The sequence below is a fragment of the Brevundimonas sp. NPDC007368 genome (assembly GCF_042869015.1).
Classification (GTDB): domain Bacteria; phylum Pseudomonadota; class Alphaproteobacteria; order Caulobacterales; family Caulobacteraceae; genus Brevundimonas.
The window spans coordinates 238,353-263,375 of sequence record NZ_JBIAFA010000002.1 but is presented as its reverse complement, the minus strand read 5'-3'; the positions used below and the strand labels follow the sequence as shown (position 1 = coordinate 263,375).

General features: G+C 65.9%; 33 protein-coding genes, 3 tRNA genes, 1 other RNA gene and 1 pseudogene. 21 read left to right on the top strand and 17 right to left on the bottom strand.

Going from position 1 to position 25,023, the window contains the following annotated elements; genetic code table 11:
* Positions 1 to 3: 3 nt before the first annotated feature.
* The 7 genes from nuoF to ACFYLW_RS04925 all read right to left on the bottom strand — a co-directional run bounded on the left by nuoF (position 4) and on the right by ACFYLW_RS04925 (position 5,116).
* Positions 4 to 1,317, bottom strand: coding sequence for an NADH-quinone oxidoreductase subunit NuoF (nuoF, locus tag ACFYLW_RS04955; protein WP_292082648.1), 1,314 nt, complete (start codon positions 1,315 to 1,317; stop codon positions 4 to 6).
* A 6-nt stretch (positions 1,318 to 1,323) separates the two neighbouring features.
* On the bottom strand, positions 1,324 to 1,593 hold the full coding sequence (locus ACFYLW_RS04950) for a hypothetical protein (RefSeq protein WP_312063431.1): 270 nt from the start codon (positions 1,591 to 1,593) through the stop codon (positions 1,324 to 1,326).
* Positions 1,593 to 2,267: an NADH-quinone oxidoreductase subunit NuoE gene (gene nuoE / locus ACFYLW_RS04945; protein ID WP_312063430.1), complete on the bottom strand. Its 675-nt coding sequence runs from the start codon at positions 2,265 to 2,267 to the stop codon at positions 1,593 to 1,595. The genes ACFYLW_RS04950 and nuoE overlap by 1 nt, the downstream gene beginning before the upstream one ends.
* A complete protein-coding gene (locus tag ACFYLW_RS04940) occupies positions 2,264 to 3,442 on the bottom strand; it encodes an NADH-quinone oxidoreductase subunit D (RefSeq protein ID WP_292083358.1) in 1,179 nt (392 codons plus the stop codon). The genes nuoE and ACFYLW_RS04940 overlap by 4 nt, the downstream gene beginning before the upstream one ends.
* A 95-nt stretch (positions 3,443 to 3,537) precedes the next feature.
* Positions 3,538 to 4,161, bottom strand: a complete 624-nt coding sequence (locus ACFYLW_RS04935; protein WP_312063429.1) for an NADH-quinone oxidoreductase subunit C — start codon at positions 4,159 to 4,161, stop codon at positions 3,538 to 3,540.
* The gene (locus tag ACFYLW_RS04930) at positions 4,158 to 4,769 is read right to left on the bottom strand and encodes an NADH-quinone oxidoreductase subunit B family protein (protein ID WP_292082645.1); all 612 of its coding nucleotides are present in this window, start codon (positions 4,767 to 4,769) and stop codon (positions 4,158 to 4,160) included. Before ACFYLW_RS04930 ends, ACFYLW_RS04935 begins: the two co-directional genes overlap by 4 nt.
* Positions 4,739 to 5,116, bottom strand: a complete 378-nt coding sequence (locus tag ACFYLW_RS04925) for an NADH-quinone oxidoreductase subunit A (protein WP_207821670.1) — start codon at positions 5,114 to 5,116, stop codon at positions 4,739 to 4,741. The genes ACFYLW_RS04930 and ACFYLW_RS04925 overlap by 31 nt, the downstream gene beginning before the upstream one ends.
* 210 nt (positions 5,117 to 5,326) lie before the next feature.
* Here ACFYLW_RS04925 and ACFYLW_RS04920 point away from each other — a divergent pair, with 210 nt between their 5' ends.
* Together ACFYLW_RS04920 and ACFYLW_RS04915 are read left to right on the top strand one after the other, a co-directional pair.
* On the top strand, positions 5,327 to 6,937 hold the full coding sequence (locus tag ACFYLW_RS04920) for an AbgT family transporter (RefSeq protein ID WP_292082644.1): 1,611 nt from the start codon (positions 5,327 to 5,329) through the stop codon (positions 6,935 to 6,937).
* A gap of 112 nt (positions 6,938 to 7,049) precedes the next feature.
* A tRNA-Asp gene (locus ACFYLW_RS04915) sits at positions 7,050 to 7,126 on the top strand.
* Positions 7,127 to 7,500: 374 nt separating this feature from the next.
* On the opposite strand, the gene ACFYLW_RS04910 is transcribed toward ACFYLW_RS04915, so the two are convergent.
* Positions 7,501 to 7,574 (bottom strand) — tRNA-Gln (locus ACFYLW_RS04910).
* A gap of 211 nt (positions 7,575 to 7,785) precedes the next feature.
* Here ACFYLW_RS04910 and ACFYLW_RS04905 point away from each other — a divergent pair.
* From ACFYLW_RS04905 to ACFYLW_RS04865, 9 genes are all read left to right on the top strand, one after another.
* Positions 7,786 to 7,862: transfer RNA gene (locus ACFYLW_RS04905), tRNA-Pro, on the top strand.
* Positions 7,863 to 7,939: 77 nt separating this feature from the next.
* Entirely contained in the window at positions 7,940 to 8,488 is a 549-nt protein-coding gene (locus tag ACFYLW_RS04900) for a DUF924 family protein (RefSeq protein ID WP_312064304.1), read from the top strand.
* Between the two features lie 79 nt (positions 8,489 to 8,567).
* Positions 8,568 to 9,515, top strand: coding sequence for an SH3 domain-containing protein (locus ACFYLW_RS04895; protein WP_312064306.1), 948 nt, complete (start codon positions 8,568 to 8,570; stop codon positions 9,513 to 9,515).
* A gap of 132 nt (positions 9,516 to 9,647) precedes the next feature.
* Complete coding sequence (locus ACFYLW_RS04890; RefSeq protein WP_312064307.1) at positions 9,648 to 10,505, top strand: thymidylate synthase; 858 nt, start codon at positions 9,648 to 9,650, stop codon at positions 10,503 to 10,505.
* Positions 10,506 to 10,510: 5 nt separating this feature from the next.
* Positions 10,511 to 10,810, top strand: coding sequence for a phosphoribosyl-ATP pyrophosphohydrolase (locus ACFYLW_RS04885; RefSeq protein WP_312064308.1), 300 nt, complete (start codon positions 10,511 to 10,513; stop codon positions 10,808 to 10,810).
* A gap of 57 nt (positions 10,811 to 10,867) precedes the next feature.
* Positions 10,868 to 11,659, top strand: a complete 792-nt coding sequence (locus ACFYLW_RS04880) for a type I restriction enzyme HsdR N-terminal domain-containing protein (protein ID WP_312064310.1) — start codon at positions 10,868 to 10,870, stop codon at positions 11,657 to 11,659.
* A gap of 97 nt (positions 11,660 to 11,756) precedes the next feature.
* The gene (locus ACFYLW_RS04875) at positions 11,757 to 12,428 is read left to right on the top strand and encodes an aquaporin (RefSeq protein ID WP_312064311.1); all 672 of its coding nucleotides are present in this window, start codon (positions 11,757 to 11,759) and stop codon (positions 12,426 to 12,428) included.
* 52 nt (positions 12,429 to 12,480) lie between these two features.
* A complete protein-coding gene (locus ACFYLW_RS04870; RefSeq protein ID WP_312064313.1) occupies positions 12,481 to 13,020 on the top strand; it encodes a dihydrofolate reductase in 540 nt (179 codons plus the stop codon).
* Between the two features lie 15 nt (positions 13,021 to 13,035).
* A complete protein-coding gene (locus ACFYLW_RS04865) occupies positions 13,036 to 13,356 on the top strand; it encodes a YbjQ family protein (RefSeq protein WP_312064358.1) in 321 nt (106 codons plus the stop codon).
* Here ACFYLW_RS04865 and ACFYLW_RS04860 read toward each other — a convergent pair.
* Positions 13,353 to 14,423, bottom strand: coding sequence for an Mrp/NBP35 family ATP-binding protein (locus ACFYLW_RS04860; RefSeq protein WP_312064314.1), 1,071 nt, complete (start codon positions 14,421 to 14,423; stop codon positions 13,353 to 13,355). The genes ACFYLW_RS04865 and ACFYLW_RS04860 overlap by 4 nt on opposite strands.
* 77 nt (positions 14,424 to 14,500) lie before the next feature.
* On the opposite strand from ACFYLW_RS04860, the gene miaA reads away from it, so the two are divergent.
* A complete protein-coding gene (miaA, locus tag ACFYLW_RS04855; RefSeq protein WP_313472388.1) occupies positions 14,501 to 15,373 on the top strand; it encodes a tRNA (adenosine(37)-N6)-dimethylallyltransferase MiaA in 873 nt (290 codons plus the stop codon).
* Here miaA and ACFYLW_RS04850 read toward each other — a convergent pair.
* Positions 15,370 to 16,485 (bottom strand): sialidase family protein, encoded by a 1,116-nt coding sequence (locus ACFYLW_RS04850; RefSeq protein WP_312064318.1) that lies wholly within the window; start codon positions 16,483 to 16,485, stop codon positions 15,370 to 15,372. The genes miaA and ACFYLW_RS04850 overlap by 4 nt on opposite strands.
* 101 nt (positions 16,486 to 16,586) lie before the next feature.
* On the opposite strand from ACFYLW_RS04850, the gene ssrA reads away from it, so the two are divergent.
* Positions 16,587 to 16,954, top strand: a transfer-messenger RNA (tmRNA) gene (gene ssrA, locus ACFYLW_RS04845).
* Between the two features lie 117 nt (positions 16,955 to 17,071).
* The gene (locus ACFYLW_RS04840; protein WP_312064320.1) at positions 17,072 to 17,569 is read left to right on the top strand and encodes a ClpXP protease specificity-enhancing factor SspB; all 498 of its coding nucleotides are present in this window, start codon (positions 17,072 to 17,074) and stop codon (positions 17,567 to 17,569) included.
* 65 nt (positions 17,570 to 17,634) lie between these two features.
* Here the strand turns inward: ACFYLW_RS04840 and ACFYLW_RS04835 are convergent, their stop codons facing one another.
* Both ACFYLW_RS04835 and ACFYLW_RS04830 read right to left on the bottom strand, forming a co-directional pair.
* Complete coding sequence (locus ACFYLW_RS04835) at positions 17,635 to 17,973, bottom strand: hypothetical protein (protein ID WP_390182909.1); 339 nt, start codon at positions 17,971 to 17,973, stop codon at positions 17,635 to 17,637.
* An 86-nt stretch (positions 17,974 to 18,059) separates the two neighbouring features.
* Positions 18,060 to 18,410 carry a RusA family crossover junction endodeoxyribonuclease gene (locus tag ACFYLW_RS04830; protein WP_312064324.1) on the bottom strand — a complete coding sequence of 117 codons (351 nt, stop codon included), beginning with the start codon at positions 18,408 to 18,410 and terminating at the stop codon, positions 18,060 to 18,062.
* Positions 18,411 to 18,513: 103 nt separating this feature from the next.
* Here ACFYLW_RS04830 and fumC point away from each other — a divergent pair, with 103 nt between their 5' ends.
* Together fumC and ACFYLW_RS04820 are read left to right on the top strand one after the other, a co-directional pair.
* The gene (gene fumC / locus ACFYLW_RS04825; RefSeq protein ID WP_312064326.1) at positions 18,514 to 19,905 is read left to right on the top strand and encodes a class II fumarate hydratase; all 1,392 of its coding nucleotides are present in this window, start codon (positions 18,514 to 18,516) and stop codon (positions 19,903 to 19,905) included.
* An 11-nt stretch (positions 19,906 to 19,916) separates the two neighbouring features.
* A complete protein-coding gene (locus tag ACFYLW_RS04820) occupies positions 19,917 to 20,225 on the top strand; it encodes a hypothetical protein (RefSeq protein ID WP_390182908.1) in 309 nt (102 codons plus the stop codon).
* A 6-nt stretch (positions 20,226 to 20,231) separates the two neighbouring features.
* Here the strand turns inward: ACFYLW_RS04820 and ACFYLW_RS04815 are convergent, their stop codons facing one another.
* Positions 20,232 to 20,624 carry a YccF domain-containing protein gene (locus tag ACFYLW_RS04815; protein WP_312064327.1) on the bottom strand — a complete coding sequence of 131 codons (393 nt, stop codon included), beginning with the start codon at positions 20,622 to 20,624 and terminating at the stop codon, positions 20,232 to 20,234.
* A gap of 99 nt (positions 20,625 to 20,723) precedes the next feature.
* Positions 20,724 to 20,957: a DUF2171 domain-containing protein gene (locus ACFYLW_RS04810; RefSeq protein ID WP_292082626.1), complete on the bottom strand. Its 234-nt coding sequence runs from the start codon at positions 20,955 to 20,957 to the stop codon at positions 20,724 to 20,726.
* 87 nt (positions 20,958 to 21,044) lie between these two features.
* Between ACFYLW_RS04810 and ACFYLW_RS04805 the strand changes: the two genes are divergently transcribed.
* Together ACFYLW_RS04805 and ACFYLW_RS04800 are read left to right on the top strand one after the other, a co-directional pair.
* Positions 21,045 to 21,638, top strand: coding sequence for a glutathione S-transferase family protein (locus ACFYLW_RS04805; protein ID WP_292082625.1), 594 nt, complete (start codon positions 21,045 to 21,047; stop codon positions 21,636 to 21,638).
* Complete coding sequence (locus tag ACFYLW_RS04800) at positions 21,638 to 21,820, top strand: DUF4169 family protein (RefSeq protein ID WP_312064329.1); 183 nt, start codon at positions 21,638 to 21,640, stop codon at positions 21,818 to 21,820. The genes ACFYLW_RS04805 and ACFYLW_RS04800 overlap by 1 nt, the downstream gene beginning before the upstream one ends.
* 112 nt (positions 21,821 to 21,932) lie before the next feature.
* On the opposite strand, the gene ACFYLW_RS04795 is transcribed toward ACFYLW_RS04800, so the two are convergent.
* Positions 21,933 to 22,856, bottom strand: a complete 924-nt coding sequence (locus tag ACFYLW_RS04795) for an EamA family transporter (protein WP_312064331.1) — start codon at positions 22,854 to 22,856, stop codon at positions 21,933 to 21,935.
* Between the two features lie 143 nt (positions 22,857 to 22,999).
* Here ACFYLW_RS04795 and ACFYLW_RS04790 point away from each other — a divergent pair, with 143 nt between their 5' ends.
* Genes ACFYLW_RS04790 through ACFYLW_RS04780 form a run of 3 tightly spaced genes read left to right on the top strand, consistent with a single transcriptional unit; the run spans position 23,000 to position 24,365 of the window.
* A complete protein-coding gene (locus ACFYLW_RS04790) occupies positions 23,000 to 23,410 on the top strand; it encodes a YbaY family lipoprotein (protein ID WP_312064332.1) in 411 nt (136 codons plus the stop codon).
* Between the two features lie 2 nt (positions 23,411 to 23,412).
* Entirely contained in the window at positions 23,413 to 23,649 is a 237-nt protein-coding gene (locus ACFYLW_RS04785; RefSeq protein ID WP_292082621.1) for a ribbon-helix-helix domain-containing protein, read from the top strand.
* Positions 23,646 to 24,365: an SIMPL domain-containing protein gene (locus ACFYLW_RS04780; RefSeq protein WP_313472390.1), complete on the top strand. Its 720-nt coding sequence runs from the start codon at positions 23,646 to 23,648 to the stop codon at positions 24,363 to 24,365. The genes ACFYLW_RS04785 and ACFYLW_RS04780 overlap by 4 nt, the downstream gene beginning before the upstream one ends.
* On the opposite strand, the pseudogene ACFYLW_RS04775 reads toward ACFYLW_RS04780, so the two are convergent.
* Both ACFYLW_RS04775 and ACFYLW_RS04770 read right to left on the bottom strand, forming a co-directional pair.
* Positions 24,346 to 24,623: pseudogene (locus tag ACFYLW_RS04775) on the bottom strand (DUF488 domain-containing protein). The gene ACFYLW_RS04780 and the pseudogene ACFYLW_RS04775 overlap by 20 nt on opposite strands.
* Before the next feature lie 67 nt (positions 24,624 to 24,690).
* Positions 24,691 to 25,002 carry a hypothetical protein gene (locus ACFYLW_RS04770; RefSeq protein WP_312064336.1) on the bottom strand — a complete coding sequence of 104 codons (312 nt, stop codon included), beginning with the start codon at positions 25,000 to 25,002 and terminating at the stop codon, positions 24,691 to 24,693.
* Positions 25,003 to 25,023 lie beyond the last annotated feature (21 nt).

Genomic DNA, 25,023 nt, shown 5'->3' with positions numbered 1-25,023 from the left:
CGTTTACTCCGCCGCGATCGCGTGGCCGGCGAAGTTCGCGCGGCGGCTGCGGTAGGTGTTGATGCGGTCTTCAATCTCGTGACGGAAGTGGCGGATCAGGCCTTGAACAGGCCAGGCCGCAGCGTCGCCGAGGGCGCAAATGGTGTGGCCCTCGACCTGACCGGCCACGTCGAGCAGCAGGTCGATTTCCGACGGATCAGCGTCGCCCACGGCCATGCGTTCCAGCACGCGCCACATCCAGCCGGTGCCTTCGCGGCATGGCGTGCACTGGCCGCAGCTCTCATGCTTGAAGAAGTAGCTGATGCGGGCGATCGCCTTAACGATGTCGGTGGACTCGTCCATGACGGTCACGCCGGCCGTGCCCAGCGACGAACGCATTTCACGCATGGAGTCGAAGTCCATCAGGACGGTTTCGGCCTGTTCGCGCGTGATGACCGGGCAGGACGCGCCGCCCGGAATGATGGCCTTCAGGTTGCCCCAGCCGCCGCGCACGCCGCCGCCGTGATCCTCGATCAACTGGCGCAGCGGGATCGACATGGCTTCTTCGACCACGCACGGCGTATTGATGTGCCCCGACAGCGACATCAGCTTGGTGCCGGTGTTGTTCGGACGACCGAAGCTGGCGAACCAGTCCGCGCCGCGACGCAGGATGGTGCCGACCACGGCGATCGATTCCACGTTGTTCACGGTCGTCGGGCAGCCATAGAGGCCCGCACCAGCCGGGAACGGCGGTTTCAGGCGCGGCTGGCCCTTCTTGCCTTCCAGGCTTTCCAGCAGGGCGGTCTCTTCGCCGCAGATGTAGGCGCCGGCGCCGTGGTGGATATAGACGTGGAAGTCCCAGCCGTGGACGTTGTTGTCGCCGATCAGCTTGGCTTCATAGGCCTGCTTGACGGCGGCCTCCATGCGCTCGCGCTCCAGCACGTACTCGCCGCGCAGGTAGATGTAGCAAGCATGGGCCTGCATCGCGAAGGAGGCGATCAGCGCGCCCTCGATCAGCAGTTGCGGATCATGACGCATGATCTCGCGGTCCTTACAGGTCGCGGGCTCGGATTCATCGGCGTTGATGACCAGGTAGTGAGGGCGATCCTTCACTTCCTTTGGCATGAAGGACCACTTCAGGCCGGTCGAGAAACCGGCGCCGCCGCGTCCGCGCAGGCCCGAGTTCTTGACGTTGTTGATGATCCAGTCGCGGCCAAGGTCCAGCATGTCCTTGGTGGCGTTCCACGCGCCGCGCTGCTTCGCCCCCTCCAGGCCCCAGTCATGGAAACCATAGAGGTTGGTGAAGATGCGGTCCTTGTCTTCGAGGATTCCGACCATGAGCCCTTAAAGTCCTTCCGCCATGCGGCGTTTATGGTGGCGGGTGCGCATAAAGATCGAACCGATCACCAGCGCCCAACCCACGGCCAGGACGCCATAGGCGACCGTCACCGCATCTTCCGTAAGTCCGAACCGACCTTCGCGGGCGAACAGCACTAGTCCCGCCGCCACCACGATCAGCGCCATCCCGCCCCAGCGGAACGGCCAGCCGATGCGGCGCAGCTCGGCCCGGTAAGCCGCCCTGCCCTCATCCGTGTCCAGGTTCGGTCGCGTCATCAGGCCGGAGCCTTCTCAGCCGCCGGCTTGGAGTTCGGCAGCGACTTGATCTTCTTGGCGCGCGAGCCGTCGTACAGCGTCGGGTCCGTCAGAACCTTGGCGCCGCCTTCGGGCTCGGAGGTGTGACGACCGACGCGCGAACCCGGCTTCGGCGACTTGCCGGCGGCGAAGTCGTCGATGATCTGGGCCATCGTCTCGGGCGTCAGGTCTTCGTAGTAGTAGTCGTTGATCTGGGCCATCGGCGCATTGGCGCAGGCGCCCAGGCACTCGACTTCCTGCCAGGTGAAGCGGCCGTCGGCGGACAGCTCGTCCTTGGGCCCGATCTTCTCCTTGCAGACGCGCATCAGCTCATTGGCGCCGCGCAGCATGCACGGCGTGGTGCCGCAGACCTGGATCAGGGCGGCTTTGCCCACCGGCTCCAGCTGGAACATGGTGTAGAAGGTCGCGACCTCCAGCACCCGGATGAAAGGCATGCCCAGCAATTCGCCGATGGCGCGGATGGAGGGTTCCGAGACCCAGCCTTCCTGTTTCTGGACCAGCCACAGGATCGGGATCACCGCCGACTGACGGCGGTTCTCAGGGTACTTCTTGATCCACCACTCGGCCTTGGCCTGCGTGTCCTTTGAAAAGGCGAAGGATTCAGGCTGTTCCTTGGCGAGGCGACGAACGCTCATCGGTCCACTTCTCCGAACACCATGTCGAGCGAGCCGAGGATGGCCGACACGTCCGCCAGCATGTGGCCAGTGTTCATCCAGTCCATCGCCTGCAGGTGGCGGAACCCAGGGGCCGACAGCTTGACGCGGTAGGGTTTGTTGGTGCCGTCCGACACCAGATAGACGCCGAACTCGCCCTTGGGCGCTTCGACGGCCGCATAGACCTCACCCTCGGGCGTCTTGAAGCCCTCGGTGTAGAGCTTGAAGTGGTGGATCAGCGCTTCCATCGAACGCTTCATCTCACCGCGACGCGGCGGGGTGATCTTGTGATCTTCGGCCAGGACAGGTTCGCCGGGGCAGTTGCGCAGCTTGTGGATGCACTGCTCCATGATGCGCACTGACTGCTTCATCTCTTCGACGCGGCAGAGGTAGCGGTCCCAGCAGTCGCCGTTCTTGCCGACGGCGATGTCGAACTCGAGGTCGGCGTAGCAGTCGTAGGGCGTGGCCTTGCGCAGGTCCCAGGCGATGTCCGAGCCGCGCAGCATGACGCCCGAGAAGCCCCAGGCCAGGGCCTCTTCCTTGGACACCACGCCGATGTCGACGTTGCGCTGCTTGAAGATGCGGTTCTCGGTGACCAGGCTCTCGATATCCGCCAGCTTGGCCGGGAACTCGGCGCACCAGCGGCCGATGTCGTCGACCAGCTCGGGCGTCAGGTCCTGATGGACGCCGCCGGGACGGAAGTAGTTGGCGTGCAGACGGGCGCCGCAGGCGCGCTCGTAGAAGACCATCAGCTTCTCGCGCTCTTCGTGACCCCACAGCGGCGGGGTCAGGGCGCCCACGTCCATGGCTTGCATGGTCGTGTTCAGCAGGTGGTTCAGGATGCGGCCCATTTCCGAGTACAGGACCCGGATCAGCTGGCCGCGATACGGCACGTCGACTTCCAGCAGACGCTCGATGGCCAGGCAGAAGGCGTGCTCCTGGTTCATCGGCGAGACATAGTCCAGCCGGTCCAGGTAGGGGATGTTCTGCAGATAGGTGCGCGACTCCATCAGCTTCTCGGTCCCGCGGTGCAGCAGGCCGATGTGCGGGTCGACGCGGGTCACCAGCTCGCCGTCCAGCTCCAGCACCAGACGCAGCACGCCGTGCGCGGCCGGGTGTTGCGGGCCGAAGTTGATGGTGAACTTGCGGTCGTCCATCGCCCGCGCGTGCGGGGTCAGACCGTCTTCATAGTCCTCGAACGGGTCGACCGCCTTGGGGGCGGCCGTCGCGGGGGTGTTGTTGCCGTCAGCCATTACTTGGCTCCCGCCTTCTCGTCGCCCGGCAGGACGGTCGGATATTCAGCGCCTTCCCACGGAGAGAGGAAGTCGAAGTTGCGATATTCCTGGGCCAGCTTCACCGGCTCATAGACCACGCGCTTCTGCTCTTCGTCGTAGCGGACCTCGACATAGCCCGTCATCGGGAAGTCCTTGCGCAGCGGGTGCCCCTGGAAACCGTAGTCGGTCAGGATGCGGCGCATGTCGGGGTGATCCGAGAAGATCATGCCGTACATGTCGAAGGCTTCGCGCTCGAACCAGCCCGCCGACGGATAGACCGAAACCACGCTGGGCACCGGCTTCACCTCGTCGGTCGAGACCTTGACGCGCACCCGCGCGGCGCGGGTCAGTGACAGCAGGTGATAGACCACCTCGAAGCGCTCGGCGCGGTCAGGATAGTCGGCGCCGCAGGCGTCCATCAGCAGCTGGAAGCCGAATTGGTCGCGCAGAGCCGTCATGACGGCGACGATGTTCTCGCGCGGGGCGATCAGGGTCAGCTCGCCAAAGGCGACGACGGCCTCGACACCGAGAGCCGCCACCATTTCGGTCCCCAGCGGGGTCAGGGCGGATTCGCGCTCCGCGACGCGCACCAGTTCGCTCATCGCTCGATCGTCCCCGTGCGGCGGATCTTCTTCTGCAGCTGCAGGATGCCGTACAGCAGGGCCTCGGCGGTCGGCGGGCAGCCCGGGACATAGACGTCCACCGGCACCACGCGGTCGCAGCCGCGCACGACGCTGTAGCTGTAGTGATAATAACCGCCGCCGTTTGCGCAGCTGCCCATCGAAATGACGTAGCGCGGGTCCGGCATCTGGTCATAGACCTTGCGCAGGGCCGGAGCCATCTTGTTGGTCAGGGTGCCGGCGACGATCATCAGGTCCGACTGGCGCGGCGAACCGCGCGGCGCGGTGCCGAAGCGCTCCAGGTCGAAGCGCGGCATCGACAGGTGGATCATTTCCACGGCGCAGCAGGCCAGGCCGAACGACATCCACATCAGCGAGCCGGTGCGGGCCCAGTTGATGACGTCGTCCAGCGACGTCGTCAGGAAGCCCTGCTCGCCGAGTTCGGTGTTCACCGCCTCGAAGAACTTGTCGTGAATCTTGGGATCGTAACCCTCGACGGTCGAGCGCGCGGCCGAGCCGGCGGGGACCAGGGGCGACGCCAAAGGCGACGATGGCGCGATTATTGCCATTCCAGCGCTCCCTTCTTCCATTCGTAGATAAAGCCGACCGTCAGGACGCCGAGGAAGACCATCATCGACCAGAAGGCGAAGACCATGCCGCCGGTTGACAGGTCGAACATCGACACCGCCCACGGGAACAGGAAGGCCACTTCAAGGTCGAAGATGATGAAGAGGATCGACACCAGATAGAAGCGGACGTCGAACTTCATGCGTGCGTCGTCAAAGGCGTTGAAGCCGCACTCATAGGCCGACAGCTTTTCAGTGTCGGGGTTTTTCGGCGCCAGAGCCCAGGCGGCCAGCATGAAGCCGAGCCCCAGGACGGCGGCGATCGCCAGGAAAACGACGATCGGGAGGTATTCTAGAAGAAATGCGTTCATTCGAGCTGCCTCGCCCGCCGAGGGAGGGGGCGGATTCGGGGCTTCTTAGACCCAACCATCGACAGGTTCAAACCCATGTCGGCAAAGGTTTTTTGTTGAGAATGGTTCGCAAGGCCGCGCGCGTTTTGCCGCAGGCCGCGCCGTTGCCAGCCGCACCAACGATACGCGTAAATGGAGGCTTTCCCATACCTCTGTAATCAAGGTCGCAGCATGAGCCTGGCAGCCCGCTTGCTGAACACCATCGAACGCGTCGGCAATCGCCTGCCCGATCCCGTATTTCTCTTTCTCTGGCTGATCTTGGGCCTGATCGTGCTCAGCCTGGTCGGCGCCGGTCTGGGCTGGTCGGCGGTCAACCCGGTGACCGGCGACGTGCTGCAGGCCGAGAGCCTGTTGTCGCCGGCCAATCTGGAGCGGCTGTTCATCGGCATGCCGCGCACCCTGGCCGATTTTCCGCCCTTGGGGATCGTGATCACAATTATTTACGGCGCCTCGGTCGCCGAGCGGACAGGAATGTTCTCCACCGCCATTCGCGGCGCCCTGCTGAACGCGCCGCGATTCATCCTGACGCCGATCGTGGTGGTGACCGGCATGGTGTCCCACCACGCCTCTGACGCCTCCTACGTCGTGGTGATTCCTCTGGCCGCCGTCATCTTCGCCGCGGCGGGCCGTCACCCGCTAGCCGGTCTGGCCGCCGGTTTCGCCGCCGTCTCGGGCGGCTATGCGGGCAACCTCTTCCCCGGCGCCAGCGACGCGCTGATTTTGGGCATCACCGAACCCGCCGCCCACCTGATCGACCCGTCCTACGCCGTCAGCATCGCCGGCAACTGGTTCTTCATCGTCGGGGTCGTCATCGTCTTCACCCCCATTGTCTGGTTCCTGACCGACCGGGTCATCGAGCCCCGCCTCGGGCCCTGGATCCCGTCCTCGGCCGCGCCCGCCACGGCGGAAGAAAAGACGCCCCTGTCCAGCGCCGAAAAGCGCGGCCTGCTGTTCGCGGGCCTGACCATTCTGGCCATGATCGCCACCTGGACCCTGATCACCCTCCTGCCCGGCTCGCCCTTCGTCGATGCAGACGCCGAGCCCGCCCAGCGCTTCAACCCGCTGTATCGCTCGCTGGTCGCCTTCTTCGCCCTGACCTTCTTCGGCGCGGGCGCGGCGTTTGGCGTCGGCTCCGGCTCGATCAAGAGCCACCACGACCTGGTGCGCATGATGCGCGAGGGAATCAGCCAGCTGGCTCCCTATATCGTCCTGGCCTTCTTCGCCGCTCACTTCGTCGCCATGTTCAACTGGTCGGGCCTGGGCCCCATCCTCGCGGTCAACGCCGCCGCCTCCCTGCGCGAACTGGCCCTGCCCACGCCCCTGCTGCTGATCGTGGTGGTGCTGGTGTCCTGCGTCTTCGACCTCTTCATCGGCTCGGCCTCGGCCAAGTGGTCGGCCCTGGCCCCCATCGTCGTGCCCATGTTCATGCTGCTGGGCATCAGCCCCGAGATGACGACCGCCGCCTATCGCATGGGCGACAGCGTCACCAACATCGCCACCCCGCTGATGAGCTACTTCCCCCTGATCCTGACCTTCGCCCAGCGCTGGGACCCGCGCTTCGGTCTCGGCTCCCTGATGGCCACCATGCTGCCCTACGCCGGGGCCTTCCTGGTCGCGGGCCTCGTCATGGTGGCGGCCTGGGTGGCCCTGGACCTGCCGCTGGGACCGGGCGTGGGCGTTCATTATGAACCGCCCCCGCCCGCCGTCGCCTCGCACCTGCCGGCGGACGGCGGAATCGCCGGTCCCGTCGCCCCGCCGCAAGCCGCCGCAGCCGCCAAGTAACGGAGGTCTTGCGATATTTTCGCTTATCCACAGCAGGGCCGCTTGACGGGCGCGGCGGCCCCGCCTAAACGACGCCCCTCGCCGCGGCGCACAGCGCTTCGGTTCGGGAAACGCGGGTGTAGCTCAGTTGGTTAGAGTGCCGGCCTGTCACGCCGGAGGTCGCGGGTTCGAGCCCCGTCACTCGCGCCATTCCTTTCAGCGAAAGGAATGGCGCACACCGCCCCCCCCCTTTCTTTCATACATTATGAATCAGGCGCCGCTCAGCGATCGCTCCGCTTTGCGCAGTGGAAGCGACCTGGCCAATCCGCATTGCGCTTCCAGGCGCCGACACGCCCACCGCCACCCTCGGCAGCACTTTACCGCCCATTGGACACGCCCGCCCCCCTTGGCGCCGACCAGAAACGTCAAAGGCCGCCGGAGCAATCCAGCGGCCTTTTGCTTTTGACGTGGTGATTTCCGTCGCGACACAACAGCGATGGCGAACAGCCAGCCCGACTGGCGCACTATACTGTACAGATGAAGGAGAAGCTTGAGCCGGTCGATACTCGAACCCAAAAGGGCGGTGGCTGGGGAACTAGGACTCGAACCTAGAATGACGGTACCAAAAACCGTAGTGTTACCATTACACCATTCCCCAGCAGGACCAGTGCGCCGCCGCAGTTCGTTGCGGCGAGGAGCGGTGAGATACGCCAAGCTTTTCGGGGATGCAACACTGAAAACAAAAGAATTTTCATCGAGCAGCGACTTTCTAAAAACCGCAAATTCCCCGCTTGCGAGGTCCGAAACGGGTGGCTATAAGCCCCCTCCTCGACGCAACGACGGCCTCTGGCCCGCGCCGAGAAAAATGTCGGAGTGTGGCTCAGTCTGGTAGAGCACTGCGTTCGGGACGCAGGGGTCGGAGGTTCGAATCCTCTCACTCCGACCATTTTTCCTTACATCGTCAGATGATTTTCCCCTCGCGGGGCAGGTGCATTTGCACGCGCGCGAGCTAAGCTTTTCAGCATGAACACGCTGCTTACCCCCGCCCAGGTCGTCGCCTTCTGGATCGAAGCCGGCCCCGAGAAATGGTTCGCCAAGGACGCCGCTTTCGACGCGGCCTTCACCGAACTGTGTCGCGAAACCCATTTCGCCGCCGCACGTCGCGAACTGGACGCTTGGACCGAGACGGCCGAGGGCGCTCTGGCCCTGATCATCCTGCTGGATCAGCTGCCGCGAAACGCCTTCCGCGACACCGCGCATATGTTCGCCACCGATTCCCTGGCCCTGATGTTCGCCAAGGCCGCCATCGCGCGCGGTGACGACCGACAGGTGGCTCATGACCTGCGCCCCTTCGTCCTGATGCCGCTGATGCACTCCGAATCCCTGGCGGATCAGGAGACGCTTCTGACCCTGCTGGACGAAGCCGATCAGCCCAACACCTACAAGTTCGCCGTGATCCACCGCGACATCATCGCCCGCTTCGGGCGATACCCGCACCGCAACGCCTGCCTTGGTCGCGAGACCACGGCGGACGAATCCGACTTCCTAGCAGGGGACGGATTCAAGGGCTGAATCGGCCCATCGTCTTGGGCTTATTGCAAAGCTGGGTTAGGCAGACCCCCTTCAGCTTATCCGAAGGGGGATCTGTCTCGTGAAAATCGCCAACCTCATCGCGGTCGCCGTCGCGGCTTCCACCACTCTGGCCGCCGCCGCGCCCGCAGAAGCCCAGGCCCGCCGCAGTGGCGCCCAGCGTACCCAGGACGCCCAGATGGCCCAGATCCCGCGCTGCAGCCGCAGCCTGGGCTCGGTTACCCTGGCCGACGGCCAGTCGGACTTCTGGCGCGAGCTTCAGCTGTCGCCGCCGCAAAGCCTGCTGCGCGTGGTGATCCAGCGTTCGGGCTGCTTCACCCTGGTGGACCGCGGCACGGGCATGAGCGTCGCCCAGCGCGAGCGTGAACTGGCGTCCGGCGGAGACCTGCAACGCGGCTCCAACGTCGGCGGCGGCCAGATCCGCGCCGCCGACTTCGTCCTGGTCGGCGAAGTCGCCAGCCAGAACGCCAACTCGGGCGGCAATGCCCTGGCCGGTCTGGCCGGCGCCGCTCTCGGCGGTCGCGCCGGCGCCATCGTGGGCGGCATTCGCACGCGCAACATGGAAGCCAACACCGTCCTGTCGCTGACCAATGTCCGCACCTCGGAGACCCAGTTGGTCACCGAAGGCTACGCCTCCAAGCGCGACATGAGCTGGGGCCTGGGCGCCGGCGGCTTCGGCGCGGGCGCGCTGGGCGGCGGCAGCTACGAAAACACCGAGATCGGCCGCATCGTGGCCCAGTCCTTCATCCAGGCCTACACCGACATGGTCATGCAGATGGGCGGACTGGAAGGCGGTTCGGCGGCCCAGGAAGCGCCGATCCAGACCTATACGGTTCAGCAGGCCGCCACGCTTCGCTCGCGCCCCAACGGCGGCTCGGTCGTGCGCGCCCTGCCCGCAGGCCTGCGCCTCTACCCGACCGGTAACCGTGAGGGCGTCTGGTGGGAGGTCATGGACGACAACGACAACCTGGGCTGGGTCCAGAACGAGCGCCTCGCGCCCGGTCGCTGATCTTGACACAGTCATAGCCTGAAGCGCCCGCCGATCCGTTCGGCGGGCGTTTTCATTTCTGAGAGCGTTTCTGTGGGCAATGATTCGTCCGAGGGTGACGCCGCGACCGATTCGGCCTCATCTTTCCATCCCATGAACGCTCACGCCGCCCTCGCCGATCTGGAAGCCCGCAGCGGAGCCGTCCCCGCCGACCATCCCGAATGGCAGTATCTCAATCTGCTGCGGGACATCCTCGACAACGGCGTCCGCCGCGACGACCGCACCGGCACCGGCACCCTGGGCGTTTTCGGCCGCCAGATCCGCTTCGACCTGTCCAAGGGCTTCCCTCTGCTGACGACGAAGAAGCTGCACACGCGCTCGATCTTCATCGAGCTGCTGTGGTTCCTGCGCGGCGAGACCAATATCGCCTGGCTCAAGGATAACGGCGTCAGCATCTGGGACGAATGGGCCGACGCCGAGGGCGACCTGGGCCCCGTTTACGGCAAGCAGTGGCGCTCCTGGGCCGCCCCGAACGGCGCGAGCATCGACCAGATCCAGAAGCTGGTTCACGGTCTGAAGACCAACCCCAACAGCCGTCGCCACATCGTCAGCGCCTGGAATCCGGCCGACGTGGACGACATGGCCCTGCCGCCCTGCCACTGCCTGTTCCAGTTCTTCGTCGCGGATGGAAGGCTGAGCTGCCAGCTGTACCAGCGCAGCGCCGACGTCTTCCTGGGCGTGCCGTTCAACATCGCCTCCTACGCCCTGCTGACCATGATGCTGGCCCAGGTGGTCGGGCTGGAGCCCGGCGACTTCGTCCACACCTTCGGCGACGCCCACCTGTATCTCAACCATCTCGAGCAGGCCGAGCTTCAACTGAGCCGCGCCCCCTTGCCCCTGCCGACGCTGACGGTGGCGGACAAGACCGACCTGTTCGGGTTCGAGATGTCGGACTTCGTGCTGAACGACTACCAGTCCTGGCCGCACATCAAGGCCGCCGTCGCGGTCTGACCGTCATGAAGATCGCTGACCTCAAGGCGGACGTCCTCCGCATCTCCGACATCTATGCCCGCGAGCACGCCATCGACCGCGACCGCGACTGGGCCCTGCTGAAACTGCAGGAGGAGCTGGGCGAACTGACCAAGGAACACCTGAACCTCACCGGCCGCGCGCGTGGCGCGCCCGACCCGATCGCCCTCGGCGACGAGGCGGCGGACGTGCTGGGGATGCTGCTCATCTACTGCGACCGCGCCGGCATCGATCTGGAAGCCGCGATGCAGCGCAAATGGCTGAAGTGGCTGGAGCCTGCCGCCTAGCTTGACCTTTACCCCGATCCATGGCCGACATAACGTCGGTATGTTTCGGGGGAAGATATGGCCAAGCTGCCCAAGAAGTTCACGGACCGCGTGCGGTCTCGTCTCAAGCACTTCCAAGGAATCGCCGTCGCCCAAAGGGCACGCGACGTGTCGGAAGCCGACACCGTCACCTTGGTGAAGGACATCCTCGCCGAGGTGTTCGGCTATGACAAATATTCTGAACTGACCAGCGAGCATCAGATCCGCGGGACCTTCTGCGATCTCGCGGTCCAGACGGATGGCGCGATACGGTTCCTGATCGAGGTCAAATCCGCAGGCTCCACCCTCAGCGAGGCGCACCTTCGACAGGCCGTGAACTACGGCGCCCACAAGGGGATCGAGTGGATCGTCCTGACCAATGCCGTCGAGTGGCGCTTCTATCGTGTACGGTTCGCCCAGCCGATCGGCTGGGATGAGGTCGTCAGTATCAACCTGCCTGAGATCACCACCCGCTCGGAGGACGATCTGCAGAAGCTGTTCCTGCTGGCGCGCGAGGGCTTGGCCGCCGATGCCATCAGCGCTTTCCATCAGCAAGGGCAGTTGTTCAATGCCTTCACCGTCGCCCAGACCGCCATGTCCGACCCGGTCGTGACGGCAATTCGCCGCGAACTGCGCCGGGCTTTCCCCGAACTCAAGATCGAGCCTGAAGCCGTAGAGGAAATGGTCCGGCTGCACGTCGTGAAGCGCGAACTCGTCGACGGAGACAAGGCCAACGAAGCGCGGGACCGTCTTAAGAAGGCAGCGCAAAAAGCCCAGCGCGCTGCCCGAAAAGCGGCCCAACTGGACGAAGAAAACGAAGAAGCCGCCTGATGGTAAACTCCCGTATCGCCGTATGGTGAGCGTCAGAGACTCGGCGCACCCTTCCCTGATCCGCGTCGATGCGGGCGCATGAAACGGGAGGGTTGTCATGTTGAAGAAGTTCGCGGCCGAACTGGTCGGGACGATGGTGCTGGTGCTGTTCGGGTGCGGGGCGGCCGTGCTGGGCGGGTTCGACCATGTGGGCCAGTTGGGCATCGCCCTGGCCTTCGGCTTCGCCATCATCGCCATGGCCTATGGCATCGGTCCGGTGTCGGGTTGTCACGTCAATCCGGCGGTCAGTCTGGGCGTCTTCGTCGCGGGACGGATGAGCGCCAGGGACATGATCGTCTACTGGATCGCCCAGTTCATCGGGGCCATCATCGGCGCGGCCATCCTCGGCATGATCGCCAAAACCGGCTTCGCAAGCCTGGGCCAGAACGGCTTCGACGCCGGATCGCCCGGCGGCTACGGCCTGCACGCCGCCCTGATCTTCGAGATCATCGCCGCCGCCATCTTCATCATCGCCATTCTGGGCGTGACCGGGGCCAAGGGGCACGGCGCCTTCGCCGGCGTCGCCATCGGCATCACCCTGGCCGTCATCCACATCGTCGGCATTCAGGTGACGGGCGTCTCGGTCAATCCGGCCCGCAGCTTCGGCCCGGCCCTGCTGGTCGGCGGCCAGGCCCTGAGCCAGGTCTGGGTCTTCTTCGTCGCTCCGGCCATCGGCGCAATCATCGGCGCGCTTTTCTTCCGCTTGAAACTGCTCGAGCCAGAGGCCTAAGTCGGCATCAAGGGGGCGGCGTCGCGTCGCCCCCGTCTGCCGGAGTTCGCCAGTGTCTGTTCCCCCAATCGGCCCAAAGATCGCTCTCGTCGTCGCCCGCGCCCGCAACGGCGTCATCGGACGCGACGGCGACCTGCCCTGGCGGCTGCGCTCCGACCTGCAACGCTTCAAGGCCGTCACCGTCGGCAAGCCCTGCATCATGGGCCGCAAGACCTGGGAAAGCCTGCCGCTCAAACCTCTGCCCGGTCGCCTGAACATCGTGCTGACCAAGGACGGCTCCTATGAATCCGAAGGCATGGCCAAGGGCGCCCTGGTCTGCTCGAACTTGAGCGAGGCCCTGTCCATCGCGCGCGAAACCGCCGTGGAGGACGGCGTGGACGAGGTCTGCGTCATCGGCGGCACCGCCCTGTTCGAAGCGATCCTGCCGCGCGCCCAGCGCCTCTACATCACCGAGGTCGAGGCCGAGCCCGAGGGCGACGCTCATTTCCCTGCCTTTGACGAGGCCGCCTTCGTCGAGACCCTGTCGGAACCTCATCCGGCGGGCGAGAAGGACGACCACGCCTTCACCTTCCGCACCCTGGACCGTCGCTAATTCGGAGACATGACCATGCTCGTCACGACCACCAACGACCTGCCCGGTCACCGCATCGTCCGCCATATCGGCATGGTGCGCGGCGTCACCGTGCGCTCGCGCAATGTCGTTTCCGACGCCATCGGCGGGGTGCAGTCGATGATCGGCGGACGCGTCGGCGCCTATGTGAAACTGGCCGAGGCCGCGCGGCAGGAAGCCTATGACGAACTGGTCGCCCATGCGCGCGACATGGGCGCCAACGCCATCCTGGCCATGCGGTACGACGCCAACGAGATCATGCCCGGCGTGACCGAGGTTCTGGCCTACGGAACCGCCGTCGTGGTCGAACCGGCCTAGAGGCCCAGCCCTTCAGCCACCTTCGCCGCCACCGCGGCGAAGCGCTGCGCGACCTCGCCGTCCGGTCCAGCCGAAACCAGCGGCCGCCCGGCGTCCCCCGCCTGACGCAGGGCCGCGTCCAGGGGCAGGTCGCCGAGGAAGGCCACGTTCAGACGCTCAGCTTCGGCCTCGGCCCCGCCCTGACCGAAGACCGGGCCGCTCATGTTCTCGATCAGGCCCAGGGTCGGGACATTGACGCGCTGGAACAAGGTGTGAGCCCGCCGCGCATCGGCCAGCGCCACCTCCTGCGGGGTCGAGACGATGACTGCGCCGTCCAGCGGCGTTTTCTGGATCAGAGTCAGTTGCACGTCGCTGGTGCCGGGCGGCAGGTCGACCACCAGAACGTCCAGCGGCGCTTCCTCCGTGCCCCAGCGCGTCTGGGTCAGCATCTGGGTGATGGCCTGCGACGCCATCGGTCCGCGCCAGATCATGGCGTCGTCGGCCTTGGTCAGCAGGCCGACCGACATGGCCTTCAGGTCGTGCGCAACGTGCGGAACAATAGCCCCGTCCACATAGTCCGGCTGGCCCGACAGCCCCAGCATGGTCGGCAGCGACGGGCCATAGACGTCGGCGTCCAGCACCCCGACCGACAGCCCGCGCGCCGCCAGCGCCGCTGCCAGGTTCACCGCCACCGTCGACTTGCCGACCCCGCCCTTGCCGCTGGCCACCGCCAGGACACGCTTCACATGAGCCGGACGCTCGGTCGGCACCGGCGCCTTGGCCCGGCCCTGATCGGTCGCGGCCTTCGACAGGCCCGCCGTGCGACGCGGCGCGGCGGCCGGCGTCGCCTCGGCGGTCAGTACAACCGAGACCCGCGCCATGCCCGGCATCGCCTTCAGCGCCGCCTCGGCTGCGTCGCGCACCGGGGCGTAGATCGCCGTCTCGCCTGCCGGGACCTCCATGACGAAACCCGCGCGATCCTCGGCCACGGTCAGTCCCTGAACCAGACCGGCGGCGAGCAGCCCCTGTCCCGATTTCGGGTCCACAATGGCGTCGAGGGCGGCGATTACGGCGGTGCGGTCGATCAAGGCTTTGCTCCTTGGCCCTTGCCGGGCCGGTCGCCGGCGTTCTATCGCCGTCCGGTCCTGTTCGCGAGCCTGTTCCTTTGACCAAAACGCCCCGTCTCACCCTGATCGCTGGCCCCACCGCCTCGGGCAAGTCGCGTCTGGCGCTGGAAATGGCCGAGAAAACGGGCGCCGTCGTCATCAACGCCGACAGCCAGCAGCTCTATGCCGACCTGCGCGTCCTCAGCGCCCGTCCGTCGCTTGAGGACGAGGCTCGCGCCGAGCACCGCCTTTACGGCGTGGCCGACGCGGCCGAATCCTGGTCGGTCGGCCGCTGGACCCGCGCCGTCATGCCGCTGCTGGAGGAACTGGCGGCGCAGGAGCGCCCGGCCCTGCTGGTCGGCGGAACCGGCCTCTATTTCAACGCCCTGACACGCGGCCTGGCCGACATTCCCGCCATGCCTGAGGTCGTGCGCGACGCGGTCCAGGCCGACTATGACGCTGAAGGCGAAGTGGCCTTCCGCCGCCGTCTGGCCGAGGTCGATCCCGCATCCGCCGCCGCCATCACCCCCGGCGACCGCCAGCGTCTGATCCGCGCCCTGGCCGTGGCCCAGGCGACCGGCCGTTCGCTAAGCGCCTGGAAGGCCGACACCAAACCCCTGCTGGCGCCCGGCGACTGGAAGGGCCTGGTGCTGGAGCCGGATCGCAACCGGCTCTACGCCTCATGCGATCTCAGGGTCGCCCAGATGATCGAACAGGGCGCGCTGGACGAAGTGAAGGCTCTCGCCGACCGTCGTCTCGATCCGGACCTTCCCGCCATGAAGGCGGTCGGAGTGCGGGAACTGATGGCCCACCTAGGCGGCGAGACCTCCCTGAAACGGGCCATGGAGCAGACGCGCCAGGCCACCCGCAACTACGCCAAGCGCCAACTGACCTGGTTCCGCAACCAGACGCCTGACTGGGCGCGCGCCTAGGCCAGTCGCGACGGGTCGAGAACTACGTGCCGGATGCGGGTCCGGTCGTGCGTATAGGTGACATGCACCAGCCCGTCTGACGCCTGAACCACCGCCGGATAGGCGTAACCGTGCGTCAGGGGCTCGCTCTCCAGCGTCAGCACGTTTCGCCATGACAGGCCGTCGGTCGACAGACCGACATTCAGCGGATACCGCGGCCCTCGCCCCGGTCGATCCGGCTCGTGCCCCGCGTGATTGTAGATCATCAGATGACGCCCATCCTTGAGGGTCGAGGCGTCCGTTCCCGAATTGGGATTGGGCAGATCAACAGCCCCTATGGCGCTCCACGTCCGTCCGCCGTCGCGTGACCAGCTGGACGCCAGCGCCCCCTGACGCGCGCGCGCCACGGCCTGCAACGCGCCGTCCGGATGGATCAGGATGCTGGGCTGTATGGCGTCGATGTTCAACGGCGAGGCGACCGGATCGGTCAGGGTCCAGCGACGTCCCTGATCCGTGCTGATTTCGAAGTGCAGCCGCCAGCCCGCGCCGGCCGCGGCGCCCATGCCTTCGCCCGCCTCGGTGCTCGACGGAGACAACCAGGTTCCATCGGCCAGCACGACCGGTTTGTTCTTGATCGGTCCGAGCACGCCGTCAGGCAAACGACGCGGCGACGACCATGTGCGGCCTCCGTCCGGCGAGGTCATCACCATGCCCCACCAGCTGAACGGGTCGGGACCGACCTTGTAGAACAGGATCAGATCACCCTGCGCCGGCTGGAACAGGACGGGGTTCCAGGTCGGATGTCGCGAGCCGTCCGGTTGCACGCCATCGGCGACCTGAATGCCCTCGCTCCAGACGCCGTTCTCAAAGCGCGCGAACCAGATGCAGACGTCAGGGTGCTTCTCATGCGTGCCGCCGAACCAGGCCGCCGCCATGACGCCGTCCGTGGTCTCAACGATGGTCGAGGCATGACACTGCGGATAGGGCGCCTGATCATAGATGAAGCTCGAGTGGACCACAGTGAGCGGCTCTTCGCGCGCCTTCTCCCCGGCGGCGACAGCCGTCGTCGCCAGACCTGCGCCCAGTCCGACGCCCAGGCCAAGCCCCAATCGTCTGCGTGTGATCTCACCCATGCGTCATCCTCCCGCGCTCCATGCTCACGGTCATGTCTACCGGTGTCAATCGACGTGGCCAGCGACATTTCGACTGGGAATCCAGACACTCCGCCGCCATCCCTCTTGGATACGGCCGCAAGAGGCCCTATATCGAAGCTGTTCGGGTTCGCCCGGACTATGGCGATAAACGCGCTTGTAATAAGCGGACCGGACCCGGGTGCGATTCCCGGCGGCTCCACCAACTTCTTCCCCGCGTTATCGGCGGAGGCAGCATGGGGCCGACTAGCATCGACGGACGTGTAAAGAAGATGCTTTCGCTCGTCCTGGCCCACCGTATCGGGCCATATTGTAACTGCGAACGATAACTTCGCTGGAGAAGTCCGCCTCGCCGCGTAATGCGGTTCGGTTGATTTCGAACACTTAAGTCCTGGGGGTTCAGATCCTCAGGCGGGGCCCGGAGGGCGCCTGGCAACAGAAGCCCTCCACTTCCTCAGAGACATTGCGGGAGCCTGGCGCCAGAATCCCGGCGCTTTCCTCAATCGGTATCTTCCGTCACTCGCCTGTCGCGGGTAACAGTCGCCCGTTCCCAGTTTCGAGGCCCCTGATGACGGATCAATCTCCCCCGGTCGACGAGATGCACTATGAGCAACTCGCCCAGGACGCCCTGCGCGGCGTGATCCGTTCCGCGCTGGAACGCGCGGCCCAGCCGGCCGGCATTCCCGGTGCGCACCACTTCTACATCACGTTCAAGACTCGCGCGCCGGGCGTCTCGGTGCCGCCGGACGTCCTGGCCAAATACCCGGACGAGATGACCATCGTCCTGCAGCACCAATATTGGGACCTTGAGGTCCAGCACGATCGCTTCTCGGTGATGCTGAAGTTCGGCGGCATGCCCAAGGTCCTGGCCATGCCCTATTCGGCCGTGACCCGCTTCTACGACCCCAGCGTCCAGTTCCTGTTGCAGTTCGAAGAGCCGGAAATCGTCGAGGCCGAGATCGCGCCCCTGACGCCCCCGGCCCGCGATCCGAACGCCGCCCCGCCCCCCTCGGGCGACGACGACGGCCCCAAGGTCGTCTCGCTGGACCAGTTCCGGAAGAAGTAGGCCGTCAGAGACCGCCCTTAACCGGACGTATTGCGCGTCCGCTAAGGGTGGGCAGCGAACCTTAGTTACTCTTCGAAATTCCACTCACGGTGCTGAGCCGTCATGCTCTCAGTCTGCCAGCTCTCAAGAGAGGCGAAAATCGCGGCGTTAGGCCACATTGGATCTGGCTCCATGCCGCGCGTCCAAGTCAAATGAACCTCGGCGACTTCCGGCCCCCCTAGCTGAAAAAGCGCGTCATCTCGGTCGAAACGCCTAGCGATTAACGACGCTTCCTTGCCGAAAAGCGTGTGCTGAGGTCCTACCTCTCGTTTGAGCTGACCTTCCCAAGCGATGCAGTAATCACGCTTTTTCTGGGCGTCCCAATCGAGGTCTTCAATCAAGACCCAAGGCTCAAGCCAGACCATTTCCGTTACCCGTCAAGCTGCAAGGATTTGATAGCAGGAAAACCGACTGTTCGAATGGCTGCAATGGGTCGAAAGCGGTCCCGCGATCACCGCCTCGGAAACACCCGGATCATGATGCGCTCCCGCTCGCCTTCATGGCGCTCGACCAGCAGGCGCGCGACCTGGCTGTCATCGTGGAACAGATAGCCCTTGATGGCGTCCAGCAGGGCCTTGGCCAGGTTGTCCAGGTCCATCCACGGCGCGTCCCCGACGTGCTCCATGGTGATCTCGACGACATAATCACCCCACGCCGGGCGGGCGCTCCATTCCTTGCGGAAGAACTCATAGGCCAGCGGCTTGTAGTATTTGGCCTGGGTGGTCAGGCCGTCGATGGTGATTTCCACCGTGTCGCCGACCTCGCGTCCGCGCACCTTTCCCGTGCCGATCCAGCCTTCCACGCGCGCCTTGCTCCCTTAGCCAATGGTCGGGCCGCCTTGCCCCGTCGTGTCCGCGTGCTACACCGCCCGGCATCTTCCCGCCACGTCTGAGAACGAGCCCGCGATGAGCAACGTCCGCATTGAAACCGACACCTTCGGCCCCATCGAGGTCGCCGCTGATCGCTATTGGGGCGCACAGGCCCAGCGCTCGCTCGGCAACTTCAAGATCGGCTGGGAAAAGCAGCCCCTGCCGGTCGTCCGCGCCCTGGGCGTCGTCAAGCGCGCCGCCGCCGAGACCAACCGCGATCTGGGCAAGCTGGACGCCAAGCTGGCCGACGCCATCATCGCCGCCGCCAATGAAGTGATCGAAGGCAAGCTGAACGACCACTTCCCGCTGGTCGTCTGGCAGACGGGTTCGGGCACCCAGTCGAACATGAACGCCAACGAGGTCATCTCGAACCGCGCCATCGAGATGCTGGGCGGCGAGATGGGCTCCAAGAAGCCGGTCCACCCCAACGACCACGTCAACATGAGCCAGTCGTCCAACGACACCTATCCGACGGCCATGCACGTCGCCTGCGCCGAGCAGGTGGTCAACGACCTGCTGCCCGCGCTGAAGCACCTGCACGCCGCCCTGGACGCCAAGTCCAAGGCCTGGGCCCACATCATCAAGATCGGCCGCACCCATACCCAGGACGCCACGCCCCTGACCCTGGGTCAGGAGTTCGGCGGCTATGCGCAACAGGTCGCCAACGGCATCGAGCGCATCGAGCAGACCCTGCCCAAGCTGATGGAGCTGGCCCAGGGCGGCACCGCCGTCGGCACCGGCCTGAACGCCCCCGTCGGCTTCGCTGAAAAGGTCGCCGAGCAGATCGCCGCCATCACCGGTCTGCCCTTCACCACCGCCCCGAACAAGTTCGAGGCCCTGGCCGCCCACGACGCCATGGTCTTCAGCCACGGCGCGATCAACACGGTCGCTGCCTCGCTGTTCAAGATCGCCAACGACATCCGCTTCCTGGGCTCCGGCCCGCGTTCGGGTCTGGGCGAACTGGCGTTGCCGGAAAACGAGCCGGGTTCGTCGATCATGCCGGGCAAGGTCAACCCGACCCAGTGCGAAGCCCTGACCCAGGTCTGCGCCCAGGTGTTCGGCAACAACGCCGCCCTGTCGTTCGCCGGCTCGCAAGGCCACTTCGAGCTGAACGTCTACAACCCGGTCATGGCCTACAACTTCCTGCAGTCGGTCCGCCTGGTCGCCGACGCCGCCATCAGCTTCACCGACAACTGCGTCGTCGGCATCGAAGCGCGCGAGGACAACATCGAGCGCGGCCTGAACAACTCGCTGATGCTGGTCACCGCCCTGAACGGCAAGCTGGGCTACGACACCTGCGCCAAGATCGCCAAGACCGCCCACAAGAACGGCACCACCCTGCGCCAGGAAACCGTCGGCGGCGGCTACCTGACCGACGCCGAGTTCGACGAAGCCGTCCGCCCCGAGAAGATGATCTCGCCGGGCTGAGGATCATGAGCATGCGCCACGTCCTTGTCGCAACTGTCGCCGCCATTGGCTTGGCTGGTTGCGAGGGGGCGTGGCAATCGCAAGACGACCAAACGCCGTGGCAGATGCTGCGAGATACCTGCGATTATGATCAGATCGCTGTTGCGGCCATTAAGGAACGCTATCCGTGGTTCGTCCCGCCCGGAAAGCTGGCTTCCGCTCAGTATCGGGACGTTATCATCGCCTTCTACCCGCTGCCCCAGGTGATGCCCGGCGGCACGGCTCACGCCACGATCGGTGTCCGCGACTGCAAGGTCAAAGAGGTCTGGATCACGCAGTAGCCGCGGCTACTTGTCCCTGATCGTCCGCCCCACCGGCGCCAGCGACAGCTTGGCCAGTTCGACGTTCTTCAGCGCGAACGGGATGCCGATCAGGCTGACGAACTGCGGCACGGCGATGAGGATGTGAGCCAGGGCGATGTACCAGCCGGCCAGAACCACCCAGATCACATTCAGCCCCAGGCCGAGGCAGCCCGCCCCCAGATCGGCGGGATTGGGCTCGCGCCAGACGATTTCTCGCCCGAACGGCCAGAAGGAATAGCTGGCGATCCGCCATGCCGAAAACGCCCACGGCAGGCCGACCACCGTCAGGGCCAGCAACAGCCCGCCGAACAACCAGGCCAAACCCGAGGCGAAGCCGCCCAGGACGAACCACAGCAGGTTCAGGATCAGTCGGATCAAGGTCGTGTCCCCATGCGCCACACGGCGTAACGTACCTGATATGGCGAAAGGCCCCGCCTATGACAGCGGGGCCTGGGTGAATTCGCGGTAAGGCGAAGCCTAGTGCTTCACGACCCAGCGCGCCTTGGCCTCGTCCTTCGTCATGTTCAGGTGAACATGCTCATCGACATGATCGACCCAGCTGACCGGGATCATGTGGTGCTTCAGGCCGGAGCCGAGGTCCATCTTGGCCAGCTCGATCTGATCGCCCATCACATGGTCCACACGACCGACGTGCTTGCCGTCCGAACCGACGACTTCCAGATGTTCCTTGATCATCGAGGTGTCTATCATGACGCTCTCCATTGCTGTTCGAGGTCAGGGTGAAACGGCCCGCGCCACGAACGGGTTCATCACAATCGCCGTCCAAGGGAGTTCACGATGTCGCTGACCATCCATCACGCGCCCCAGTCCCGCTCCACGCGCCTGCTCTGGCTGCTGGAGGAATTGGGCGCCGACTATGACATCCACTACGTCGACATCGAGCGACAGGGCGGCCACGGCCACGCCGATCCGACCAACCCCCACCCGCTGAAGCAGGCGCCCGCCGTCAGCGTCGACGGCCAGTTGCTGATCGAGTCGGTGCTGATCTTCCTCTTCCTCACCGACCGCTTCCCCGAGGCGAAGATGGCGCCCGGCCCCGATGATCCCCGCCGCGCCGAGTATCTGTCGTGGCTGGGCCTTTACAACAATGTGCTGGAAAGCGTCCTGACCTCCGGCGCGCCCGATAGCTGGAATGATCTGAGAAAGGCCGGCTACGCGACGCTGGACCACCGCTGGCGCGCCGCCATCAAGGACGGCGGCTACATCTTGGGCGACTTCTCGGCGCTCGACATCCTGTTCGGCAGCCTGCTGCAGTGGTTCCGGGGCGCCATGCCGCCGGGAGAACCCTATGACGCCTATGCCCAGCGCATCGGCGGTCGTCCGGCCCTCAAGCGCGCCTGGGCCAAGGACAGCCCCGAGGGCCACGTCTGATGGGCGAGGTCGTCAATCTGAACAAGGCGCGCAAGGCCCGAGACAAGGCTGACGCCAAGCGCGCGGCAGAAGCCAACCGCCTGACCTTCGGCCGCACCAAGTCCGAACGCCAGGTGACGCAAAAGGAGCGCGACCGCGACGCCGCGCGCCTGGACGGCCACAAGCTGGACGAGCCGGAGTAGACCCTCTCCCCCCATCATCCCGGCCGTAGCGAGCGGAGAGCCGGGACCGCCGCAGACGCCGCGCTTGATGCGGCCCGGATAGCCCCCATGGGCTTCCGGGATGACGCTTCGCCTAGGCCGCCGACCGCTTCGGCGCCCGGATCAGGAACAACTGGCCCGCCAGCACCAGGGCCAGCCCGACAAAGGCGATCAGGCCGAACCTGGCCCCCTCGAACAGCACCGACACCAGCATGGCGATCGGCGGCGTCAGGGCCGAGATATAGCTGGCCAGCGCATAGCCGCGCGCCCGTGCGATAGTGAAATACAGGCCAAAGGCGATCACCGAGCCGAACAGCGACAGATACAGCAGCGAGATCACATAGGCCGGGCTCCACGACACCGACCACGACACCCCGGTCACCAGGCCATAGAGCGCCAGCGCGCCCGTGCCGTAGGCCATGGCCCAGGCCGTGCCGGGAAGGACTTGCGCCCCCACCTGCTGCCCCTTCCAGGCGAACCAGTTGCCGAAGGCCGAAGCCACCACGGCGATGACGGCGAAGGTCACGCCCTCGACCGCGTGCAGGCCCAGGCCCGCGCCCATGACCTCGCCGCCCGACAGGACCGCCACCCCGATCACCCCCATGCCGGCCCCCAGCCAGGCCGCCGGCGCCGCCTTCTGCTTGGAGGCCACCCGGAACAGGATCAGGTTGAGGAAGGCCAGGGCCGCGAAGATCACCGCCACCACGGCCGAGGCGATCCTCTCCTCCGAGGCATAGACAAAGGCGTAGCTGATCGCGAACGAGAACAGCCCCTGCCCCATGGCCATCAGATGCTGCGGCCGCGTCATGGCCAGCCGCCCGCCCGTCGCCTTGACCACCAGGGCCAGCACCGCCGCCGCGATGGCGAAGCGCAGCACCACCGACACCACCGGATCGACCGCGCCGAGTTGAAAGGTGATGGCGTACCAGGTCGTGCCCCAGATCAGGGCGCAGACGCCGATCCCGCCCAGAGCCAGGGCGGCCGGGGACATCAGGGGCTTGGACGCGGGCTCGGTCACGGGCGGGGCCTCAAGTCGACTCAATGAAAACGAAAGCGGAACCTCCGTTAGCATCGGATCGCGACCGCTGCGCCTCACGTCTTGCAGCCTTATGTGACGCTCGCGCGTTTCTGCTAAGCTATCCCCCTCACAGGACTCCCGCCATGCGCTTCCTTTCGCTGATCGCCCCGCTTGCCCTTGTGGTCGCCGCCTGCTCCAGCATGCCGGGCGGCGAGGCCGCCTCCACCCAGGTCGATGTCACCGCCGCCTATCGCGAGCGCATCATGCTGCCGCCCGGCCATGTGCTGACGGTCAAGGTCGAGGATGTCAGCCTGATGGACGCACCCGCCCGCGTTCTGGCCCAGACCAGCCAGCCGCTGGATGGTCGCGGCCCGCCCTACGCCGTCACCCTGACGGTGCCGAACAGCCAGATTGACGCCCGTCACACCTATGCCGTTCGCGCCGAGATCCGCGACCCGGCCGGGGCCCTGCGCTTCACCACCGACACCCGCCATTCCGTCCTGACACAAGGCGCGCCGAACAAGGTGGACATCATCATGGTCGGCGTCCGCTAACCGTGAGCAGCCTCGCCAAGCGATCCGTCCTGCTGTCCGGCCACGCCACCTCGGTGGCGCTGGAGCCGGAGTTCTGGACCGTGCTGGACGCCATCGGGGCTGAGTTGAATCTGGGCCGCGCCGCCCTGTTGATCCGTATCGACGCCTGGCGCGGTCGTCGCCCCCTCGCCTCGGCCTGCCGGGTTCTGGCCTTGCAGTGGGCCGGCGGCGACCGCAGTTTCGCCGGAGAAGACGCATGACCTCGGACAGCCGCCTGATCCCCGCCGCCGTCTTCGGCGGCCTTCTAGCTATCGGCCTGATCGGCGGCGGCGCCCTGATCGGTCAGGGCGTGGTCAACGCCCGCGCCGGCGACCGCTCCGTCACCGTGCGCGGTTTGGCGGAAAAGGACGTGAAGGCCGATCTGGCCGTCCTGCCGATCCGCTTCACCGCCTCGGGCGATGTCCTGTCCGAGGTCCAGGCTCGTATCGACGGCGACCTGGCTATCGTGCGCCAGTTCCTCAAGGCCCAGGGCTATCCCGAGGCCTCGATCGATCTGGGCCAGTTGGGCGTCGCCGACACCCGCTCACGCGAATACGCCAGCCAGACCGGCGGCCCGCGCTTCATCCTGACCCAGACGGTGATCGTGCGTACCAATGACGTGGACCGCGTTCAGACCACCACCCGCAATCTGAACGACCTGGTGCGTCAGGGCGTGGTGCTGCAGGACTTCCAGGGGCCGTCCTACATCTTCACCAAGCTGAACGACGTGCGCCCCGCCATGATCGCCGAGGCCACCGCCGCCGCCCGCACCGGCGCCGTCCAGTTCGCCAAGGATTCCGGCGCGCCCTTGGGTCCAATCAAGTCGGCCGGTCAAGGCTCGTTCGAAATCCTGCCCCGCGACGGTTTCGGCGACGAAGCGACCTCGCTGAACAAGAAGGTCCGCGTCGTCACCACCATCAGCTATCGGCTGAAATAACCCCGGCCAGATAGTCCGCCAGCACCACGGCGTCATTGTGCGCCTCGTCCCGCGCGCCATAGACCAGAGTGGTCCTGCCCTTGCGGATCACGTCCCTCAGTTGCGCGACCGCTTCGTCGTTGGCGTCCAGTTCGGCGCGATAGCGCCGCCGGAACTCGTCCCACCGCTTGGGATCATGGCCGAACCATTGGCGCAGGGCTGTGCTGGGCGCGACCTCTCCTTGCTGACGCCGCACGGCCACAGGCGATCGACCAGCACGCGCCGCCCGTCGTCAGGCGAGGCGGCTTCATAGGCCCGTTTCAGGATGACTAGGCCGGCGGGCACGTCACCCCTGCGGTTCCGGGCTGCTCGGCGCGGTCACGGTCGGCGGCTCGGCCGGTCGCGGCACATCCGGCAGGCGCGGCGCTTCCGGCAGCTTGGGCGCCGGGACATTGATGTCCAGGTTGACCTCTGGCGCCGGCGCGGCGGGCGGGTTCCCGCCCGAGTAGAGGAACCAGCCGATCACTGCGACAGCCACGACCAGCACCCCGATAATGAAAGCAAGCAGCCCGCCTCCGCCCTTTCGTTCAGGGCTCGCGGTGTTGATCGTCGTCTGATGCACGACGCGTTCCGGCGGCGGGACATTGGGATCCGTCATTCGCAGGCTCCTCATCGCTTC

What these genes read in the sequence shown, in the direction of transcription:
- nuoF (WP_292082648.1), bottom strand. Translation starts at nt 1,317, where the DNA reads ATGGTCGGAATCCTCGAAGACAAGGACCGCATCTTCACCAACCTCTAT.
- ACFYLW_RS04950 (WP_312063431.1), bottom strand. Translation starts at nt 1,593, where the DNA reads ATGACGCGACCGAACCTGGACACGGATGAGGGCAGGGCGGCTTACCGG.
- nuoE (WP_312063430.1), bottom strand. Translation starts at nt 2,267, where the DNA reads ATGAGCGTTCGTCGCCTCGCCAAGGAACAGCCTGAATCCTTCGCCTTT.
- ACFYLW_RS04940 (WP_292083358.1), bottom strand. Translation starts at nt 3,442, where the DNA reads ATGGACGACCGCAAGTTCACCATCAACTTCGGCCCGCAACACCCGGCC.
- ACFYLW_RS04935 (WP_312063429.1), bottom strand. Translation starts at nt 4,161, where the DNA reads ATGAGCGAACTGGTGCGCGTCGCGGAGCGCGAATCCGCCCTGACCCCG.
- ACFYLW_RS04930 (WP_292082645.1), bottom strand. Translation starts at nt 4,769, where the DNA reads ATGGAAGAAGGGAGCGCTGGAATGGCAATAATCGCGCCATCGTCGCCT.
- ACFYLW_RS04925 (WP_207821670.1), bottom strand. Translation starts at nt 5,116, where the DNA reads ATGAACGCATTTCTTCTAGAATACCTCCCGATCGTCGTTTTCCTGGCG.
- ACFYLW_RS04920 (WP_292082644.1), top strand. Translation starts at nt 5,327, where the DNA reads ATGAGCCTGGCAGCCCGCTTGCTGAACACCATCGAACGCGTCGGCAAT.
- ACFYLW_RS04900 (WP_312064304.1), top strand. Translation starts at nt 7,940, where the DNA reads ATGAACACGCTGCTTACCCCCGCCCAGGTCGTCGCCTTCTGGATCGAA.
- ACFYLW_RS04890 (WP_312064307.1), top strand. Translation starts at nt 9,648, where the DNA reads ATGAACGCTCACGCCGCCCTCGCCGATCTGGAAGCCCGCAGCGGAGCC.
- ACFYLW_RS04885 (WP_312064308.1), top strand. Translation starts at nt 10,511, where the DNA reads ATGAAGATCGCTGACCTCAAGGCGGACGTCCTCCGCATCTCCGACATC.
- ACFYLW_RS04880 (WP_312064310.1), top strand. Translation starts at nt 10,868, where the DNA reads ATGGCCAAGCTGCCCAAGAAGTTCACGGACCGCGTGCGGTCTCGTCTC.
- ACFYLW_RS04875 (WP_312064311.1), top strand. Translation starts at nt 11,757, where the DNA reads ATGTTGAAGAAGTTCGCGGCCGAACTGGTCGGGACGATGGTGCTGGTG.
- ACFYLW_RS04865 (WP_312064358.1), top strand. Translation starts at nt 13,036, where the DNA reads ATGCTCGTCACGACCACCAACGACCTGCCCGGTCACCGCATCGTCCGC.
- ACFYLW_RS04850 (WP_312064318.1), bottom strand. Translation starts at nt 16,485, where the DNA reads ATGGGTGAGATCACACGCAGACGATTGGGGCTTGGCCTGGGCGTCGGA.
- ACFYLW_RS04840 (WP_312064320.1), top strand. Translation starts at nt 17,072, where the DNA reads ATGACGGATCAATCTCCCCCGGTCGACGAGATGCACTATGAGCAACTC.
- ACFYLW_RS04835 (WP_390182909.1), bottom strand. Translation starts at nt 17,973, where the DNA reads ATGGTCTGGCTTGAGCCTTGGGTCTTGATTGAAGACCTCGATTGGGAC.
- fumC (WP_312064326.1), top strand. Translation starts at nt 18,514, where the DNA reads ATGAGCAACGTCCGCATTGAAACCGACACCTTCGGCCCCATCGAGGTC.
- ACFYLW_RS04820 (WP_390182908.1), top strand. Translation starts at nt 19,917, where the DNA reads ATGCGCCACGTCCTTGTCGCAACTGTCGCCGCCATTGGCTTGGCTGGT.
- ACFYLW_RS04810 (WP_292082626.1), bottom strand. Translation starts at nt 20,957, where the DNA reads ATGATAGACACCTCGATGATCAAGGAACATCTGGAAGTCGTCGGTTCG.
- ACFYLW_RS04805 (WP_292082625.1), top strand. Translation starts at nt 21,045, where the DNA reads ATGTCGCTGACCATCCATCACGCGCCCCAGTCCCGCTCCACGCGCCTG.
- ACFYLW_RS04800 (WP_312064329.1), top strand. Translation starts at nt 21,638, where the DNA reads ATGGGCGAGGTCGTCAATCTGAACAAGGCGCGCAAGGCCCGAGACAAG.
- ACFYLW_RS04790 (WP_312064332.1), top strand. Translation starts at nt 23,000, where the DNA reads ATGCGCTTCCTTTCGCTGATCGCCCCGCTTGCCCTTGTGGTCGCCGCC.
- ACFYLW_RS04780 (WP_313472390.1), top strand. Translation starts at nt 23,646, where the DNA reads ATGACCTCGGACAGCCGCCTGATCCCCGCCGCCGTCTTCGGCGGCCTT.
- ACFYLW_RS04770 (WP_312064336.1), bottom strand. Translation starts at nt 25,002, where the DNA reads ATGACGGATCCCAATGTCCCGCCGCCGGAACGCGTCGTGCATCAGACG.